15 protein-coding genes are annotated in these 15,977 nt (G+C 64.7%); 1 reads left to right on the forward strand and 14 read right to left on the reverse strand.

The window, feature by feature from the left end; all coding sequences use genetic code 11:
• Positions 1–41 precede the first annotated feature (41 nt).
• The 13 genes from QPK29_RS06785 to QPK29_RS06845 form a co-directional block, all read right to left on the reverse strand.
• Entirely contained in the window at positions 42–1,832 is a 1,791-nt protein-coding gene (locus QPK29_RS06785) for an acyl-CoA dehydrogenase C-terminal domain-containing protein (protein WP_371770585.1), read from the reverse strand.
• Between the two features lie 35 nt (positions 1,833–1,867).
• Positions 1,868–2,497 (reverse strand): TetR/AcrR family transcriptional regulator, encoded by a 630-nt coding sequence (locus tag QPK29_RS06790; protein WP_056126731.1) that lies wholly within the window; start codon positions 2,495–2,497, stop codon positions 1,868–1,870.
• 273 nt (positions 2,498–2,770) lie between these two features.
• Positions 2,771–3,154: an RNA-binding S4 domain-containing protein gene (locus tag QPK29_RS06795; protein WP_056126693.1), complete on the reverse strand. Its 384-nt coding sequence runs from the start codon at positions 3,152–3,154 to the stop codon at positions 2,771–2,773.
• Positions 3,155–3,166: 12 nt separating this feature from the next.
• Positions 3,167–4,327, reverse strand: coding sequence for a cardiolipin synthase ClsB (clsB, locus tag QPK29_RS06800; protein WP_371770586.1), 1,161 nt, complete (start codon positions 4,325–4,327; stop codon positions 3,167–3,169).
• Positions 4,328–4,329: 2 nt separating this feature from the next.
• On the reverse strand, positions 4,330–5,157 hold the full coding sequence (locus QPK29_RS06805) for an endonuclease/exonuclease/phosphatase family protein (RefSeq protein ID WP_056126690.1): 828 nt from the start codon (positions 5,155–5,157) through the stop codon (positions 4,330–4,332).
• A 107-nt stretch (positions 5,158–5,264) separates the two neighbouring features.
• Positions 5,265–5,456 (reverse strand): hypothetical protein, encoded by a 192-nt coding sequence (locus tag QPK29_RS06810; protein WP_056126687.1) that lies wholly within the window; start codon positions 5,454–5,456, stop codon positions 5,265–5,267.
• Between the two features lie 279 nt (positions 5,457–5,735).
• A complete protein-coding gene (locus QPK29_RS06815; RefSeq protein WP_371770587.1) occupies positions 5,736–7,412 on the reverse strand; it encodes an ATP-binding protein in 1,677 nt (558 codons plus the stop codon).
• The gene (locus QPK29_RS06820; RefSeq protein ID WP_056126682.1) at positions 7,409–8,692 is read right to left on the reverse strand and encodes an HD-GYP domain-containing protein; all 1,284 of its coding nucleotides are present in this window, start codon (positions 8,690–8,692) and stop codon (positions 7,409–7,411) included. Before QPK29_RS06820 ends, QPK29_RS06815 begins: the two co-directional genes overlap by 4 nt.
• A 107-nt stretch (positions 8,693–8,799) precedes the next feature.
• Positions 8,800–10,476: a diguanylate cyclase gene (locus tag QPK29_RS06825; protein WP_371770588.1), complete on the reverse strand. Its 1,677-nt coding sequence runs from the start codon at positions 10,474–10,476 to the stop codon at positions 8,800–8,802.
• Positions 10,477–10,554: 78 nt separating this feature from the next.
• Positions 10,555–11,010: a dihydroneopterin triphosphate diphosphatase gene (gene nudB / locus QPK29_RS06830; protein ID WP_371770589.1), complete on the reverse strand. Its 456-nt coding sequence runs from the start codon at positions 11,008–11,010 to the stop codon at positions 10,555–10,557.
• Positions 11,011–11,144: 134 nt separating this feature from the next.
• Positions 11,145–12,938 carry an aspartate--tRNA ligase gene (gene aspS, locus QPK29_RS06835; protein ID WP_371770590.1) on the reverse strand — a complete coding sequence of 598 codons (1,794 nt, stop codon included), beginning with the start codon at positions 12,936–12,938 and terminating at the stop codon, positions 11,145–11,147.
• An 85-nt stretch (positions 12,939–13,023) separates the two neighbouring features.
• Positions 13,024–13,647 carry a DUF502 domain-containing protein gene (locus QPK29_RS06840; protein ID WP_056126674.1) on the reverse strand — a complete coding sequence of 208 codons (624 nt, stop codon included), beginning with the start codon at positions 13,645–13,647 and terminating at the stop codon, positions 13,024–13,026.
• 77 nt (positions 13,648–13,724) lie between these two features.
• A complete protein-coding gene (locus tag QPK29_RS06845; RefSeq protein ID WP_056126672.1) occupies positions 13,725–14,033 on the reverse strand; it encodes an FmdB family zinc ribbon protein in 309 nt (102 codons plus the stop codon).
• A gap of 291 nt (positions 14,034–14,324) precedes the next feature.
• Between QPK29_RS06845 and QPK29_RS06850 the strand changes: the two genes are divergently transcribed.
• Complete coding sequence (locus QPK29_RS06850; RefSeq protein WP_160406637.1) at positions 14,325–15,215, forward strand: AraC family transcriptional regulator; 891 nt, start codon at positions 14,325–14,327, stop codon at positions 15,213–15,215.
• A gap of 1 nt (position 15,216) precedes the next feature.
• Here the strand turns inward: QPK29_RS06850 and QPK29_RS06855 are convergent, their stop codons facing one another.
• On the reverse strand, positions 15,217–15,972 hold the full coding sequence (locus QPK29_RS06855; RefSeq protein ID WP_371770591.1) for an SDR family NAD(P)-dependent oxidoreductase: 756 nt from the start codon (positions 15,970–15,972) through the stop codon (positions 15,217–15,219).
• Between the last annotated feature and the right edge of the window lie 5 nt (positions 15,973–15,977).

Raw genomic sequence — 15,977 nt, forward strand, 5'->3', positions numbered from 1 at the left:
CCCGCTTTCGCGGGGACGACGGTAAGTGTGATGGTGCGTAGTTAGAACAGGTCTGCGTCCAGCGCCGTCAGGTTGCTTGCGCCCGAACGTGCCTGGCGGATCAGCATCGCGGTTTCCGGGTACAGGCGGGCGAAGTAGAAGCGTGCGGTCGCCAGTTTCGATTCGTAGAACTTGTCGCCCGAATCCTTCTTGGCCAGCGCGATCTTCGCCATCTGCGCGAAGAAGTACGAGAACACCATGTGGCCCACGACGCGCAGGTAAGGCACGGCGGCGGCGCCCACTTCGTCCTGGTTCTGGAAGGCCTTCATGCCGATTTCCATCGTCAGCTTGCCGACCTTCTCGCCCAGTTCGCCCAGCGGGCTCACGAATTCGGACATCTGCTCGTCCAAGCCGTTGTCTTCGACGAACGCCTTGATCTTCTCGCCGAACGCGCGCAGCTTGGCGCCGTTGTCCATCAGGATCTTACGGCCCAGCAGGTCCAGCGACTGGATCGTGTTGGTGCCTTCGTAGATCATGTTGATGCGGGCGTCGCGGACGTACTGCTCCATGCCCCACTCGGCGATGTAGCCGTGGCCGCCGTACACCTGCATCGCTTCCGACGTGGCGATCCAGCCGTTGTCGGTGATGAAGGCCTTCACGACCGGGGTCAGGAGCGCGACTTCGCCGGCGGCTTCCTTGCGGACTTCTTCGTCCGGGTGGTTCAGTTCGCGGTCGATCTGCAGCGCGACGTACGAGGTCAGCGCGCGCGCGCCTTCGGCATACGCCTTGGCGGTCAGCAGCATGCGGCGCACGTCCGGGTGGACGATGATCGGGTCGGCCGGCTTGTCCGGTGCCTTCGGGCCCGACAGGCTGCGCATCTGGATGCGGTCCTTGGCGTACACGAGCGCGTTCTGGTACGCGACTTCGGTCAGGCCCAGCGACTGCATGCCGACGCCCAGGCGGGCGGCGTTCATGAACACGAACATCGCGTTCAGGCCCTTGTGCGGCTGGCCGATCAAGGTGCCGATCGCGCCGTCCAGGTTCATCTGGCAGGTCGAGTTGCCGTGGATGCCCATCTTTTCTTCGATGGCGCCGCAGGTGATGCCGTTGCGGGCGCCGACCGAACCGTCGGCGTTCGGCAGGAACTTCGGCACGAGGAACAGCGAGATGCCTTTCGAGCCTTCCGGCGCGTCCGGCAGGCGGGCCAGCACCAGGTGGACGATGTTTTCCGACATGTCGTGCTCGCCGGCCGAGATGAAGATCTTCGAACCGGTGATGCTGTAGGTGCCGTCGGCCTGCGGTTCGGCCTTCGTGCGCAGCAGGCCCAGGTCGGTGCCGCAGTGCGCTTCGGTCAGGCACATCGTGCCGGTCCACTCGCCCGAGACGAGCTTCGGCAGGTAGAACTTCTTCTGGTCGTCGGTGCCGTGTTCCTTCAGGCACTCGTACGCGCCGTGCGACAGGCCCGGGTACATGGTCCATGCCTGGTTCGACGAGTTCAGCATCTCGTAGAACGAGTTGTTCAGCGAGACCGGCAGGCCCTGGCCGCCGTATTCCGGATCGCAGGCCAGCGCAGCCCAGCCGCCTTCCACATACTGTTTATAGGCTTCCTTGAAACCCTTGGGCGTGGTGACGGTCTTGGTGGCGGCGTCGTAGTGGCAGCCTTCGCGGTCGCCGCTGTGGTTCAGCGGGAACAGCACTTCCTGCGTGAATTTCGCGCCTTCCTCCAGCACCTGGTTGATGATGTCGGCGTCGATCTCCTGGTACGCCGGCAGGTTCTTGAATTCTTCGGTGACGTTGAGGAACTCGTGCAGAACGAACTGCATATCACGAAGTGGCGCGACGTACTGACCCATGGTTGTTCTCCTGACAGGTGAATATTTTGTGTGAATTACTGGGCGCTGGCGGTATCCGCCTGGCTGTTTTGCTTGTTGGGATTGCGGTAATCTTCGACCAGGCGCGCGAAGCCGCGGTGCGCGCGGTCGACCGTGCCCGGGATGCGCAGGAAGCGCGCATCGTGGTGCACCGCCAGCACGAGGCCATACATCTCGTACACGAGTTGCTCGGGGTCGGTGCCCGGCTTCAGGTCGCCGCAGTCGATCGCCTGTTGCGCGCAGCGCAGCAGGGCGCCCTGCCACGTGCGGACCATGGCGACGAGTTCTTCGCGGATCGGCCCCGGGCGGTCGTCGTATTCGACGGCACCACTGATATAGATGCAGCCGGACGCGATCTCGACCGAGACGCGCTTGAGCCAGCGATTGAACATCGCCTCCAGGCGCGGCAGGCCGCGGGATTCTTTCAGGCTGGGGAAGAAGACTTCCTGCTCGAAGCGGCGGTGGTACAGCTTGAGCACGTCGATCTGCAGGTCTTCGCGCGACCCGAAGTGCGCGAACACGCCCGATTTGCTCATATTCATGCGGTCGGCCAGCAGGCCGATCGTCAGGCCTTCCAGACCGTCGCGGCTGGCGAGCTCGAGCGCAACATCGAGGATGGCGGCCCGCGTCATCTCGCCCTTGCGCATGCTCATCGATTTAGCTGTCGTATTAATAATATGCCTCGCGTAAGTCGGAAGCTCGATAACCCTACTGCGCGTTGCAGCTTTGGCGGGGGCGCCTAGCCCTGCGATGCTCGCTGTACTGCTCGTACAGCTGCGCTTCTCGGCCAAATCTGCTGCCGCTCACTACGGGTTCTCGAAGTTCCTTTTCTCTAGTCGAAAAAATCCGAACGCTCGTACTATTATCTACCAGCCGTGAAATGTCAAACGGGAACTTAGAGGCGACGTTCTAGTGTGTCGTCAGCCGCCCGCACGGGTGATGGCGCGGCGGTCGCGCTTGGTCGGGCGGCCCTTGATCGTGCTGCCCGGTTCGGGGAACAAACGGCGTGCTTCCTGATCGTTTTCCCTACGGACGATACTCTCTTCCGTCTCGCGGTACAACGCCTGGGCGACGGGTGCCGGCCCGCGCTTGTCGGACAGGCCCAGCACGACCACCTCCCAGCGGTTCGAACCGTTGTCGATGAAAATCTTATCATCGACTTTCACGGAGCGGGCGGGTTTGACGGGCTCGCCGCCGATCCGCACGCGGCCCCGGTCGACCGCATCCGCCGCCAGCGAGCGCGTTTTAAAAAAACGCGCGGCCCACAGCCATTTGTCGATCCTTACGTTGTCACTCTCTGTCATAGCGTCTTTCCATCATGCGTAGCCGATCGCGACGACCCGCATGGTCAATTTATAGAGAAGATAGGCCATTTCGTGGCCGCAGCGGTGCACCCAACCGAGTTGCCGCAGATCATCCAGGCACACCTGCACGCCATCGGCCACGCCCCGCTCGATCTGACGGGCCAGCGTGCCGGCAAATTGCGCATCGCGCACGACGACGTTCGCTTCCTGGTTGACGAACAGCGACAGCCCGTCGCAGTTGCTGGAGCCGACCGTGGCCCAGTTGTCGTCCACGACGCAGACCTTCGCGTGCAGCTGCGTCTTGCGGTACTCGACGATGCGCACGCCGGCCGCCAGCAGCTGCGGGTAGAACGACGACGCGACGGCATCCTGCATGCGGAACTCGCCGACACCGATCATCAAGCACACATCGACGCCGCGCCGCGCGGCCTGGCACAGCGCCTCGCGGAACTTGCGGCCCGGCGCGAAATACGGCGTGGCCATCAGCACGCGCTTGCGCGCACGGCCGATCGCCTGCAGGTAGGCACGCTGGATCGTGCGGCGGTTGCGCAGGTTGTCGCGCACGACGAACGCGGCGCGCATCGGGTGGTCGCCCAGCGCGGCCGGCTGCCTGCGCATTTCCCGGAACAAATTAATCCGACGGACGAGCGGTAGATGCCCGGCCCGCGCCCACTGGGCCTGGGCCTCGCGGTGGATTTCCGCGACGAGCGGCCCCTGCACGCGCACGGCGAAATCCCAGCGGGGTGCCGGCAGCGGCGCGTGCGGCTCGTAATCGTGCAGGTTGTCGTCGTTCGTGTTGATGCCGCCGACGAACGCGACTTCGCGGTCCATGACGGCGATCTTGCGGTGGCTGCGCGCGGCACCGCGCTTGAACCACGGATTGAACATCCGATAATGCACGCAGACCGCACAGAATTCCTCTTTCAGCCGCAAGGCGACGCGGTTGCCGGTGCCGAACCAGTCGGCCAGCACGCGCACCTTGACACCGCGCTGCGCGGCACGGATCAGCGCGTCGGTGACGGCGCGCGCCGTGTCGTCCTCGGCATAGATATACGTCTCGTACAGGATCTCGTGCCGGGCCGCGTCGATGGCGGCCAGCAGCGCCGGGAAATAAGTGCTGCCGCTTTCGAGGAGGGTAACGTCGTTGTTGGCTACATACGTAACGGTGCGCATCGCTATGCCAGCTGCAGGTTGGCCACGATCGGTGCGTGGTCCGACAGGCGCGCCCACTGCGGGCCGTGCAGCACTTCGGCATGCTCGACCTGGAAGCCGCGCACATAGATCCGGTCGAGCCGGAACCAGGGCAGCGCGGCAGGAAACGTCCGCGCCGGCACCAGGCGTTTTTCGCGCCCGGCCGCATTCCGCACCATATCACCGATCCGCGCGCCGAACCGCGCCGGCCGCTCCAGTTCATCGAATACCTCAACGACGCCCAGTTTCAACCGCAGGCAATCGCTCAGGGTATTGCGCCAGTCGTTGAAGTCGCCGGCGATGATAACGGGCTCGTCCGGACGTGCGGAGTCCTGCACGCACTGGACCAGCGCCTCGGTCTGGCGCCGGCGGCTGACTTCGAACAGGCCCAGGTGCACGACGTAGCAGTGGACATTGCCGGACGGGGTCTCCAGCACGCAATGCAGGATGCCGCGCTGTTCGTAGGCGTGGTCGGAGACGTCGTGGTTGTTCTGGTTCGAGATCGGAAAACCGGACAGCAGCGCGTTGCCGTGGTGGCCATGGTCGTACACGGCATTCATACCGTAGGCGGCATGCAGGTTTTCACCCGCAAAGAACTCGTGCTGGGCCTTTTCGGGCCAGTGATGATGGGGGGTGCGCACCTTTTCGCCGTAGCGGGCCTGGTAGCGGTCGTGCCGGCCCTGCACCTCCTGCAGGAACACGACGTCCGCATCGAAGGCACCGATGGCTTTTTTCAGCGCCAACACGCGCGGCGTACTACGGAAGGAAGAGACGCCCTTGTGGATGTTGTAGGTCGCAACACGGATTTTCATGGGAACATTGTAACCCCATCAGTCCGTGCCTTTCCGGGGCGGGGAGCGCAATCGTGCGCCGGTGGGCGCCTTTCCCGGCTTCTGGCCGGGAAAGGCGTTGGGACTGCTCAGGGGGCGACGGCGCGCATGTAATCGCCGTTCGGCAGAGGACGCGCTTCCGGTGGGATGACGGGGTCGCGGTAGACCGGATTGGTGCGCAACGGACCCATCAGGCGGAGACCGCTCAATAGCTCGATGCACAGGTAATCGTTATCGACGCCAACGTCCTTGACCTTCTGCTCGTGTCTGCGTTCGCTCATGATTCCTCCCTTTGTTGGACATTGCTAAATTGAAAAGTCGCCAGAAACGACTTGTGGAACTTAATGAAATCATTTCTAGCTGTCAAACAAGCGATTGTATTGTGTGCATCAAATTTTAGGAAATTTAATTCCGTTTGTACAATGGAGAAAAACTGCCCGATGTAACAATCGAGCAGAATTGGCCATGCCAAAACTCTCAAAATTACGCGGATTGATGAGTTCGCAGGACGGTTTCCTGAATTTTGACTCGGCCAGCCCCAGGAAGTTCCAGGTTGGCGATTAGATGACGACGCCCGCCTCGGGCACCGGCTGGAAGCGCGGCAGGACGACGCGGAACAGGGTTCCCTTGCCCACTTCGCTCTGCACCTCGAAGCGGCCGCCGTGCTTCTGCACGATCCCGTACGACAGCGACAGGCCGAGACCCGTGCCTTTGCCCACCGGCTTGGTCGTGAAGAAGGGCTCGAAGATGCGGCCCAGCCGGTCCTCGGGGATGCCCGTGCCGGTGTCCTCCACCTCGATCCACACGTGCTTCTCGTCGTGGCCCGTGCGCAGCGTGATGCGGCCGTGCTTCTCGATCGCGTGCGCCGCATTGACCAGGAGGTTCATGAAGACCTGGTTCAGCTGCGACGGGTAGCATTCGATCTGCGGGATGCTCCCATACTCCTTGGTCACCTCGGCCTTGTACTTGATCTCGTTCCAGACCACGTTCAGGGTGCTGTTCAGGCCCGCCTCGATGTCGGCGTACTGCAGGTCGCCGCCGTCCACGTGCGAGAAATCCTTCATGTCCTGCACGATGCGCCGCACGCGGTCGATGCCGTCGAGCGATTCGCGCAGCAGCGGCTCCAGGTCCTCGCGCAGGTACTCGGCGTCGACTTCGTCTTTTACCCGCGCGATGCCGGCGCGGTCTTCGGGGCTGAACGCGCCTTCCAGCGCCGCGTAGCTGTCGAGCAGCCGCAGCATGCCCTGGGCGTACCGCTGCAGGCTGCCCAGGTTCGAATTGACGAAGCCGATCGGGTTGTTGATCTCGTGCGCGACGCCGGCCGCCAGGACGCCGATCGACGCCATCTTCTCCGACTGCAGCAGCTGGCTCTGGGCCTCGCCCAGCTTCTTGATCAGCTCCGCCTGGCGCGCCTTTTCCTTTTCCAGCGTGGCATTCGCCTCCTGCAGGGCGCGCGTGCGTTCGCGCACCTTCGATTCGAGCAGGTCGCGCGACTCGCGCAGCGCTTCCTCGGCCCGATGGCGCTCGGTGACGTCGGTGTAGCCGAACACCCGCCCGATGATGCGCTCGCCCAGGAACTGCGGACGCGAGCGGCATTCGAAGAAGCGGCCGTTCTTCAGGCGGAACAAGTCCTGCGTCTCGGTCGTATCGGCCACCTGGCGCAGCTGGCTGCGGACCAGGTCGCCCTGCTCCACCTGGCCCGCGATGTATTCGACGATGCCGTCGTCGTCGCCGGCCTGCAGCAGCGCGGCCGGGATCTCCCACATCGCCGAGAACAGGCGGTTCATGCTCGTGATCTTGCCGTGCCAGTCGACCACGAGGATGCCGTCCGCGGTGGACTCCAGCGTCGTGCGCAACTGGGCCAGGGTCTGCTCGAGCAGGGCCTCGACCTGGCGCTCGTGGCGGCAGTCCTGCGCGCGCACGAGGAGCAGCGGGCGGTCGCCGTCGTGGAGTACGTCCACCGACTTCATCACCGTCAGCAGCGACGTGTCGGCGCACAGGTACTCGCCCTCCTGCGCCTCGAAGCCGAGATACTGGCCGCCGCGCACCTCTTCCCAGTAGAACACGTCCTGCAGCGAGCTTTCGATGTCCGTGATGAGCATGTCGCGCAGCTGCGCGGCCGCGTAGCCGAGCGTCTGTTCGACCTTGCGATTGGCGACGAGGATGCGCAGGTCGGCCGGGTCGACCAGCATCACCATGTGCGGGCTGTGGTCGACCATCAGCTGGTGCAGGTTCATGGCTGGCTCCTCCGCGCCGGGTCACCCGCGTCGAAGTAATAGCTGACGCGTTTGCGCGGGCTGAGGTAGTTGTAGATGTCCTTGGGCACCTGGGACGGGCGGATCGACTTCACGATGTTCAGGTCCGGCTGTGTCTCGAGGTTGACGACGATCGCTTCCTCGCGCGGCACGCTGGCCTCGTAGATCATCACCTGCGGCCTGGTCGGCTTGGCGGTGTTGACGTTGACGCACATGCCGACGACGCCGTTGGCCAGCTGGACGATCGTGCCCGGCGGGTACACGCCGAGGCAGCGGATGAACACCTGCAGCAGCTTCGGGTCGAAGCGGCTGCGCATCTTGGCGAACATCAGCGACAACGCCTCGTGCGGCGTGAGCGAATCGGCCGGGTTGCGCGGGTTGCACAATTCGTCATAATGGTTCGCGATCGCGACGATGCGGGCGAGGATGCTGATCGCCTCCCCTTGCAGGTGGCGCGGATAGCCGCTGCCGTCGAACATCTCGTGGTGGTCGCGGATGATGGCGAGCGCGGGTGCCGCGAGGCCCAGCTTCCTGCCGATCTCGTAGCCACCCTCGCAATGCGTTTCGACCAGCGCCTGCTCGGCGTGGTTGTAGGCATCGAGCTTGTTCAGCACCTTGTCCGGGATGTTCTTCGTCCCGACGTCGTGGAACAGCGCGCCCATGCCGAGCAGGCTGGCCACCTCGTGCGGCAGCTTGATGTCGCGCGCGATCATCATCGACAGCATCGTGACGTTGAGCGAGTGGACATAGATTTCCTCGCCGCCCAGCTTGTCGCCCATCAGGTTGATCGCCAGCTCGGGCGCGGACAGGATCGACTCCGTGATCTGGCCGATCAATTTGCCGGCCACGCGGACCGTTTCGGCCGGCTGGGAAAACAGGTTGCGGTCGATGTCGCGGATCGCGCGCGCCGTGTTCACGAACGCCTGCTCGATGCGGGCCGCGTTCTCGCGCTGCTCGCGGATGCGTTCCATCATCTCTCGTTTCGCCGCCATGACCGGCGACTCGGCACGCGCCTCCGGCGACACCGGCGCCGCCGGCACAGGCTGCGCCGCTGCCGGTGCGGCCGTGGGCACGGGCCCGTCGCTGAGCGCGGGATCGACGCGGACCGTGGCCAGGCCCAGGCCGCGCAGGATGCGCAGCTGGTCCTCGGTCTTGACCTTGAAATGGCTGAACGCGAACGGGTGCTGGAACCATTTCAGGTCCAGGTAGACATACAGGCCGATCTGGACCTGGTCGATTGGGATAGTGACTGTATCGGCCATGAGAACGCCTCCTTCCAGACCGAAAGTATCAACTCCCGCCCATTTCGGTCAAGAAACATTTGTTGCCATGTGGAACTGATGGCACAATCCCGGCGGCGGCGCCACAATCAGGCGCCCGTCATCACCCGGTTGCGGCCCTGCTGCTTGGCGCGGTACAGCGCCTTGTCGGCTGCCCAGAACAGCGCCTCGGCATCCTGGGCGTGGGCGGGATAGGCCGCGACGCCGAACGACGCCGTCACCTTCTGCGGTCCCTCGCCCTCGGGGTGCGGCACGATGGCGGCCAGCGCGATGCGGATCGCCTCCGCGCGCGTGCCCGCGTCCGCCGCCGCGCACTCCGGAAGCAAGAGTACCATTTCCTCGCCGCCGTAGCGACAGGCGATGTCCCCTTCGCGGATACCGAGGCGCAGCTGCTGCGCGATGGTGCGCAGCACGGCGTCGCCGACGGCGTGGCCGTAGTCGTCGTTGACACGTTTGAAATGGTCGATGTCGACCAGCACGAGGCTCACGGGCACGTTCTTGCGGCGCGCCCGCGCCAGCTCGCGTTTCAGCGCGGCGTCGAAATGGCGCCGGTTGAACAGGCCCGTGAGCGGATCGAGCACCGATTGCCGGCGCAGCGATTCGCGCAGGCGCGCATTCCCCAGCGCCAGCGCGAGCTGCTCGGCGACCGTCACCGCGAGGCGTTCCTGTTCTTCGTAAGCCGGACCGGCGGCCAGGCCCTCGAGGTGCAGCATGCCCACGAGTTCATCGTGCGTGACGAGCGGGATGCACAGGCGTGCGGTCGTTTCATCCGCCGGCCTGCGGTAGTGCGCGCACGGCAGGTCGCTGGAACTCGCCGTGCGGTAGCGCGCCCCGTGGCGCAGCGACCAGCAGGACTCGATGTCGATCTCGGACGGCTGCTCGGACGGCGTGCCCCATTGCGTGTGCCGGTCCAGCACATGTTCGTCCTCGTCGCGCAGCAGGAACAACGTGCCGGACACGCCGGGCAACAGCTTCGGCAGCGAGCGCGCGATCACGGGCGCGGCATCGGGGACCGACGGCACGGCCTCCACGGCGCGCAGCAGTTCCGCGACAAATTTCAGTTCGCGGTTGTGGCGTGTCGTGAGCCCGACGGCCTCCGCAAGCTGGCCGGTCTGCGTTTCCAGCTGTCCGGCGATGGCGCGGCGCGCGCGCAGCATGCGCATGATGAGCAGCAGCAGGATCCCCAATGCGACGATGTTGCAGGCCGTGGCAGCGACGCTCACGGTGAACGAACGTGCGGAGCGGGCCAGCAGGTCGGCCTGCAGCGCGTCGTGCCGCGCCATGCTGCGCGCATCTTCCGCCGCCACGAGCCGGCGCATGTCGTCCATGTACTGCTTGCCGCGCAGGGAGCTGACGACGCGTTCCGTCGCCTCGAATCCCGCGCGGCGGCGCAGCTGGATGGTCTCGTCGAGTTCCGCCAGCTTCAGTTCCGCGAGGCGCGCGATGCGCCACGCGGTGGCCCGCTCGGCATCCGTGGGCGCCTTGTCCTTGGCGTCGTGCAGCACTCCGGGCAGCGTGCGCCGGACCTGTTCGTACGGTTCGAGGAAGACGTCGTTGCCAGTGATGACGAAGCCGCGCTGCGCCGTCTCGGCGTCGCGCATGGATGTCAGGATGTCATCGAGGCGCTGCTGCGCGCGCAGTTCGGCGCGCGATTGCGCCAGCAGATCGTTGACGGAGCGGTTCAGCCAGAACGGCACCGCCGCGATCAACACCATGACGATGAAGACGGCCAGGGCGACGAACTTCAGATGTCTTGCGCTGCGCATGCGAGTAGGCGGCTTTCGATTGCTATAAGGCAAGGGAAAATAGCACAATTCCCGCCACGCACGATTGAGAAACAAGCGTTATTTATCGTCCACGTGGCGGGGCAATTGCAGGATCGCTTCCGCGTTCGACGAGGAGAAGCACTGATCTGCCGCTTCCAACAACGGCAGCCATGCATATTGCAGATGCTCGCGCGGCGCGAGGGTAATCGGGATGTCGCGCGGGACGCAGACGGAGAACACGTGTTCCGTGTTGTGGGTGACCCCGGGCGCGTAGCGGTGGCGCCAGGTCTGGTAGATCTCGTAGACGTTGGACAAGAGCCAGTCCTTGAGGACGATGCGCTCGCCGTCGGCCACGATGCCCGTTTCCTCGAACAGTTCGCGCGTGGCCGTTTCCAGCAGCGGTTCGTCGGGACGGTCGAGGGAACCGGTGACGGATTGCCAGAAGCCGGGGCGGTCGGCGCGTTCGATCAGGAGCACGTCCAGGTCGGCGGTGTGGATGACGACGAGGACGGATTCGGGGATTTTGTGGGGCATGCCCACATTGTAGCGTCAAACAACGTCGCCCTCGCGAAGGCGGGGGCCCATGCTGAGCATGACATTGCCAACTCAGCATGGAGGGATAATGCCGGGGGCATTATCCCGCTTTCGCGGGAACGACGTGGTGATTCTTAGGCGACCTTCGGCTCGTTACGCAGACGGATATGCAGCTCTTTCAGCTGCTTCTCGTCGACTTCCGACGGCGCGTTGGTCAGCAGATCCTGCGCGCGCTGGGTCTTCGGGAACGCGATCACGTCGCGGATCGACTCGGAGCCGGTCATCAGCGTGATCAGGCGATCCAGGCCGAACGCCAGGCCGCCGTGCGGCGGGGCGCCGTACTGCAGGGCGTCGAGCAGGAAGCCGAACTTCAGCTGCGCTTCTTCCGCATCGATCTTCAGCGCGCGGAACACCTTGCTCTGGACTTCTTCGCGGTGGATACGGATCGAGCCGCCGCCCAGTTCCCAGCCGTTCAGGACCATGTCGTAGGCCTTGGCGATGCAGGCGCCCGGGTTCGTTTCGAGCATGTCTTCGTGGCCGTCCTTCGGTGCCGTGAACGGGTGGTGCGTCGCGTTCCAGCGGTCGCCGTCCTCGTCGTACTCGAACATCGGGAAGTCGATGACCCACAGCGGCGCCCACTTGTCTTCGAACAGGCCGGCCTTCTTGCCGAATTCCGAGTGGCCGATCTTCACGCGCAGCGCGCCCATCGAGTCGTTCACGACCTTGGCCTTGTCCGCACCGAAGAAGATCAGGTCGCCGTCTTCGGCACCGGTCAGTTCCAGCACTTTCGCCAGGACGTCGTCCGAGATGTTCTTGACGATCGGGGACTGCAGGCCGTCGCGGCCCTTGGCCTTCTCGTTGACCTTGATGTAGGCGAGGCCCTTGGCGCCGTAGATGCCGACGAATTGCGTGTACGCGTCGATTTCCGAACGCGGCATCGAACCGCCCTGCGGCACGCGCAGGCCGACGACGCGGCCGCCCACCATGTTGGCGGCGTTGTTGAAGACCTTGAATTCGACGGTCTTCATCAGCTCCGTCAGTTCGGTGAACTGCAGCTTCACGCGCATGTCCGGCTTGTCCGAACCGTACGACCCCATCGCGGTCGCGAAGTCCATCACCGGGAACGGGTTCGGCAGGTCGATGCCGGCGGCGTTCTTGAAGACGACGCGCATCATGTCTTCGAACAGGTCACGGATTTCCTGCTCCGTCAGGAACGACGTTTCGCAGTCGATCTGGGTGAATTCCGGCTGGCGGTCGGCGCGCAGATCTTCGTCGCGGAAGCACTTGGTGATCTGGTAGTAGCGGTCGAAGTTGGCGACCATCAGCAGCTGCTTGAACAGCTGCGGCGACTGCGGCAGCGCGAAGAAGTTGCCCGGGTTGACGCGCGACGGCACCAGGTAGTCGCGCGCGCCTTCCGGCGTGGACTTGGTCAGCATCGGGGTCTCGATGTCGATGAAGCCGAGGTTGTCCAGGTACTTGCGCACTTCCATCGACACCTTGTAACGCAGGCGCAGGTTGTGCTGCATCTGCTGGCGGCGCAGGTCGAGCACGCGGTGCGTCAGGCGCGTGGTTTCCGACAGGTTGTCGTCGTCCAGCTGGAACGGCACCGGCACCGAAGCGTTCAGCACTTCCAGCCTGGTGGTGTTGATCTCGATCTTGCCCGACTTCAGGTTGGCGTTGGCGGTGCCCTCCAGGCGGTTCACGACGGTGCCCGTCACGCGCAGGCAGTACTCGTTGCGCACGTGCTCGGCGACCTTGAAGACCTCCGCATTGTCGGGGTGGCAGACGACCTGCACGAGACCTTCGCGATCGCGCAGGTCGATGAAGATCACGCCGCCGTGGTCGCGACGACGGTGCACCCAGCCGCACAGGCTGACGGTTTGGCCCAGCAGCTCTTCGGTCACGAGGCCGCAGTAGTGAGTACGCATGGAGGACATAGTTTTTCGATCCTGGTTGGTTGATTCGGTGGGCCCGCTCATGGCTGGCCCTGGATTCTTTGCTGCGTTGTTGGTTCTATTCCGCGGTGGCGGGGGCGTGCGCCCCGGCCGCCGCATCTAGCGGCGGCGGCGGCGCCACGACGCCCATCGAGACGATGTACTTGAGGGCCGCGTCGACCGACATGTCCAGTTCCACGACGCGGCTCTTTTCCATCATCAGGAAGAAGCCGGACGTCGGGTTCGGGGTGGTCGGCACGTACACGCTCACGTACTCGCCCACCAGGTGGTTCTTGACGTCGCCGCCCGGCACGCCGGTCAGGAAGGCGATCGTGTACGAATTCTCGTGCGGGTACGGGATCAGGACGGCCTTGCGGAACGCGTTGCCCGACGACGAGAACAGCGTGTCCGACACCTGCTTGACGCTGCCGTAGACCGAGTTCACGACGGGAATGCGCTGCAGCAGCCGCTCCCACATGCGCACGAACCATTTGCCGACCAGGTTATTGGTCAGCACGCCGGTCAGGAACACGATGGCCAGCGTGATGATGGCCCCGAGGCCAGGGATGTACGTGCGCGGCTGCCACTCGCTCGGCACGAGCACGAGCGACTGGTCCAGCGTGCTGATCACGAAGTTCAGTACCCAGGCCGTGATCGCCAGGGGAACCAGGACCAGCGCGCCTGTAATGAAATATTTACGCATCGATTGTCGTGACGGATCTCGTCCGAGGATTTGTCGGGTGCTCATTATGCGCCGGCCGCGATGGGCCGGCGCCGCGGTCAGGTACTGCTGCTGTCCTTCGCCGGCGCAGCGGCCGGCGCCGGCGCGGGCGACGCGTCGGTGCTGCTGCCCGTGCCATTGTCGGACGACGTCGCCGCCGGGGCCGTGCCCGTTGCCGGCGCAGAGCCACCGCGGAAGTCGGTCACGTACCAGCCGGTACCTTTCAATTGGAAACCGGCGGCGGTGACTTGCTTCTTGAACGATGACTTGCCGCACGAAGGGCAAACGGTCAGAACCGGATCGGAAATCTTTTGCAGCACATCCTTGGCAAAACCGCATTCATCGCAGCGGTAGGCGTAAATCGGCATCTGAATACTCCGCAAAAATCATCAAAACCCTGAATTATAAAGCTTTTGCGGCACCGATGGACGCCTGGCCGGCTTGGTGCATTGTGGAAACAGTGTTGTTTTTCGTCAGCGCACGATTGTTTTCTGTTTGCCGAACGTCAACTTAACTGATTAAATAGCATTCTTAGCAGCAATGCTGCACAAGGATTAAGAAACAGAAGTTTGCGCGACCGGCTTCCGGCCCGCCGCAATACCGCAGAAAAGCACTTCACTCAGGGCCCGCTTGCGGGCCCTTTTCTTTCCATAGTCCACATGGACACTTCACTGCTCGATGCCGTGCGCAGGTACGCGGACACCCACGTCGGCCGCGACGGTGCCGCGTCGACGCCGATTCGGGGCCTCACGGCGATCCGCGCGGCCGCACGCACCGAACTGAGTTACCAGATCCAGCGCCCGCTGGTATGCCTGGTGCTGCAGGGCGCCAAGCACGTCACGATGGGCACGCAGTCCTTCACCTTCCGCGCCGGCGACTCCCTCGTCATCACCGCCGACGTGCCGACGGTCAGCCAGGTCACCGAGGCGAGCCTGGCCGCGCCCTATTATTCGCTCGTGCTCGACCTGGACCCAGCCGTCATCGCCACCCTGGCGACGGACATGGCGGCCAGCGGCGACGCCGACGGCGCGCCGGTGCGGATCGAGTCGACCGACAGCCACGCCGCCGACTCGGCGCTGCGCCTGATGCGCCTGCTCGACCGCCCGGCCGCGCTGCCGGTGCTGCAGCCGGCCCTGATACGCGAGTTCCACTACTGGCTGCTGGCCGGACGCCATGGTGCAGCCATCCGGCGCCTGGGCCTGCCGGACAGCCACGTGCGCCGCGTCGCCCGCGCCGTCGCCCTGCTGCGCGCCGAGTACACGCAGCGGCTGCCCGTCGAGAAGCTGGCCGAGGTCGCGGGCATGAGCCCGTCCGCGTTTCACCAGCACTTTCGCGCCGTGACGTCGCTCTCCCCGCTGCAATTCCAGAAACAGCTGCGCTTGATCGAGGCGCGCCGCCTGATGCTGGCCGAAGGTGTCAATGCCAGCCATGCCGCGTATGCGGTCGGCTACGAAAGCGTGCAGCAGTTCACGCGCGAATACGGGCGCATGTTCGGCAAGCCGCCGATGCGCGACGTCGCGGACGCGCAGCAGCGCCTGGACGCCGCCTGAATCAGATCACCTGGCCGCCCGACACTTCGATGCGCTGACCGGTCATCCAGCCGTTGCCGTCGCCCAGCAGGTTGGCGATCACCGGTCCGATGTCGTCCGGCACGCCCACGCGACCGAGCGCCGTCATCTGCGCGAAGACCGCATTCAGGCCGGGCGTGTCGCGCACGGCGCCGCCGAGGAAATCCGTCTCGATGGCACCCGGCGCCACCGTGTTGACGGTGATGCCGCGCCGGCCCAGTTCCCGGGCCAGATACACGGACAGCACTTCGACCGCGCCCTTGGCCGCCGCGTACGCGCCAAAGCCGGGATACGACACGCGCGTCAGTCCGGACGACAGGTTCACGATGCGGCCGCCGTCCGCCAGCAGCGGCAACAGCGCCTGCGTCAGGAAGAACACGCCCTTCACGTGGACGTTCATCAGACGGTCGAACTGCGCCTCCGTCGTGTCTTCGATCGCGGCCATGTCGCCGTGGCCGGCGTTGTTGACGAGGTGGTCGACACGGTCGCGCTGCCAGACGTCGCGCAGGCCGGCGCGCACGTGCTCGACGAACAGCGGGAAGCGGGCCGTGTCCCCGACGTCGAGCTGCAGCGCCAGCGCCCTGCGGCCCAGCGCGCGGATCTCGTCGACGACCGCACGGGCATCGTCCGCGCGGTTCTGGTAAGTGAGGATGACGTCGCCGCCGCCGCGGGCGATGTGCAATGCGGTATTGCGGCCAAGGCCGCGGCTGGCGCCGGTAACAATGGCGATCTTTGCCATGATGT

It is taken from the genome of Massilia orientalis (genome assembly GCF_030411975.2).
GTDB lineage: Bacteria > Pseudomonadota > Gammaproteobacteria > Burkholderiales > Burkholderiaceae_D > Telluria > Telluria orientalis.

Coding starts and splice junctions, on each gene's coding strand:
- QPK29_RS06785 (WP_371770585.1), bottom strand. CDS start 1,832: ATGGGTCAGTACGTCGCGCCACTTCGTGATATGCAGTTCGTTCTGCAC.
- QPK29_RS06790 (WP_056126731.1), bottom strand. CDS start 2,497: ATGCGCAAGGGCGAGATGACGCGGGCCGCCATCCTCGATGTTGCGCTC.
- QPK29_RS06795 (WP_056126693.1), bottom strand. CDS start 3,154: ATGACAGAGAGTGACAACGTAAGGATCGACAAATGGCTGTGGGCCGCG.
- clsB (WP_371770586.1), bottom strand. CDS start 4,327: ATGCGCACCGTTACGTATGTAGCCAACAACGACGTTACCCTCCTCGAA.
- QPK29_RS06805 (WP_056126690.1), bottom strand. CDS start 5,157: ATGAAAATCCGTGTTGCGACCTACAACATCCACAAGGGCGTCTCTTCC.
- QPK29_RS06810 (WP_056126687.1), bottom strand. CDS start 5,456: ATGAGCGAACGCAGACACGAGCAGAAGGTCAAGGACGTTGGCGTCGAT.
- QPK29_RS06815 (WP_371770587.1), bottom strand. CDS start 7,412: ATGAACCTGCACCAGCTGATGGTCGACCACAGCCCGCACATGGTGATG.
- QPK29_RS06820 (WP_056126682.1), bottom strand. CDS start 8,692: ATGGCCGATACAGTCACTATCCCAATCGACCAGGTCCAGATCGGCCTG.
- QPK29_RS06825 (WP_371770588.1), bottom strand. CDS start 10,476: ATGCGCAGCGCAAGACATCTGAAGTTCGTCGCCCTGGCCGTCTTCATC.
- nudB (WP_371770589.1), bottom strand. CDS start 11,010: ATGCCCCACAAAATCCCCGAATCCGTCCTCGTCGTCATCCACACCGCC.
- aspS (WP_371770590.1), bottom strand. CDS start 12,938: ATGCGTACTCACTACTGCGGCCTCGTGACCGAAGAGCTGCTGGGCCAA.
- QPK29_RS06840 (WP_056126674.1), bottom strand. CDS start 13,647: ATGCGTAAATATTTCATTACAGGCGCGCTGGTCCTGGTTCCCCTGGCG.
- QPK29_RS06845 (WP_056126672.1), bottom strand. CDS start 14,033: ATGCCGATTTACGCCTACCGCTGCGATGAATGCGGTTTTGCCAAGGAT.
- QPK29_RS06850 (WP_160406637.1), top strand. CDS start 14,325: ATGGACACTTCACTGCTCGATGCCGTGCGCAGGTACGCGGACACCCAC.
- QPK29_RS06855 (WP_371770591.1), bottom strand. CDS start 15,972: ATGGCAAAGATCGCCATTGTTACCGGCGCCAGCCGCGGCCTTGGCCGC.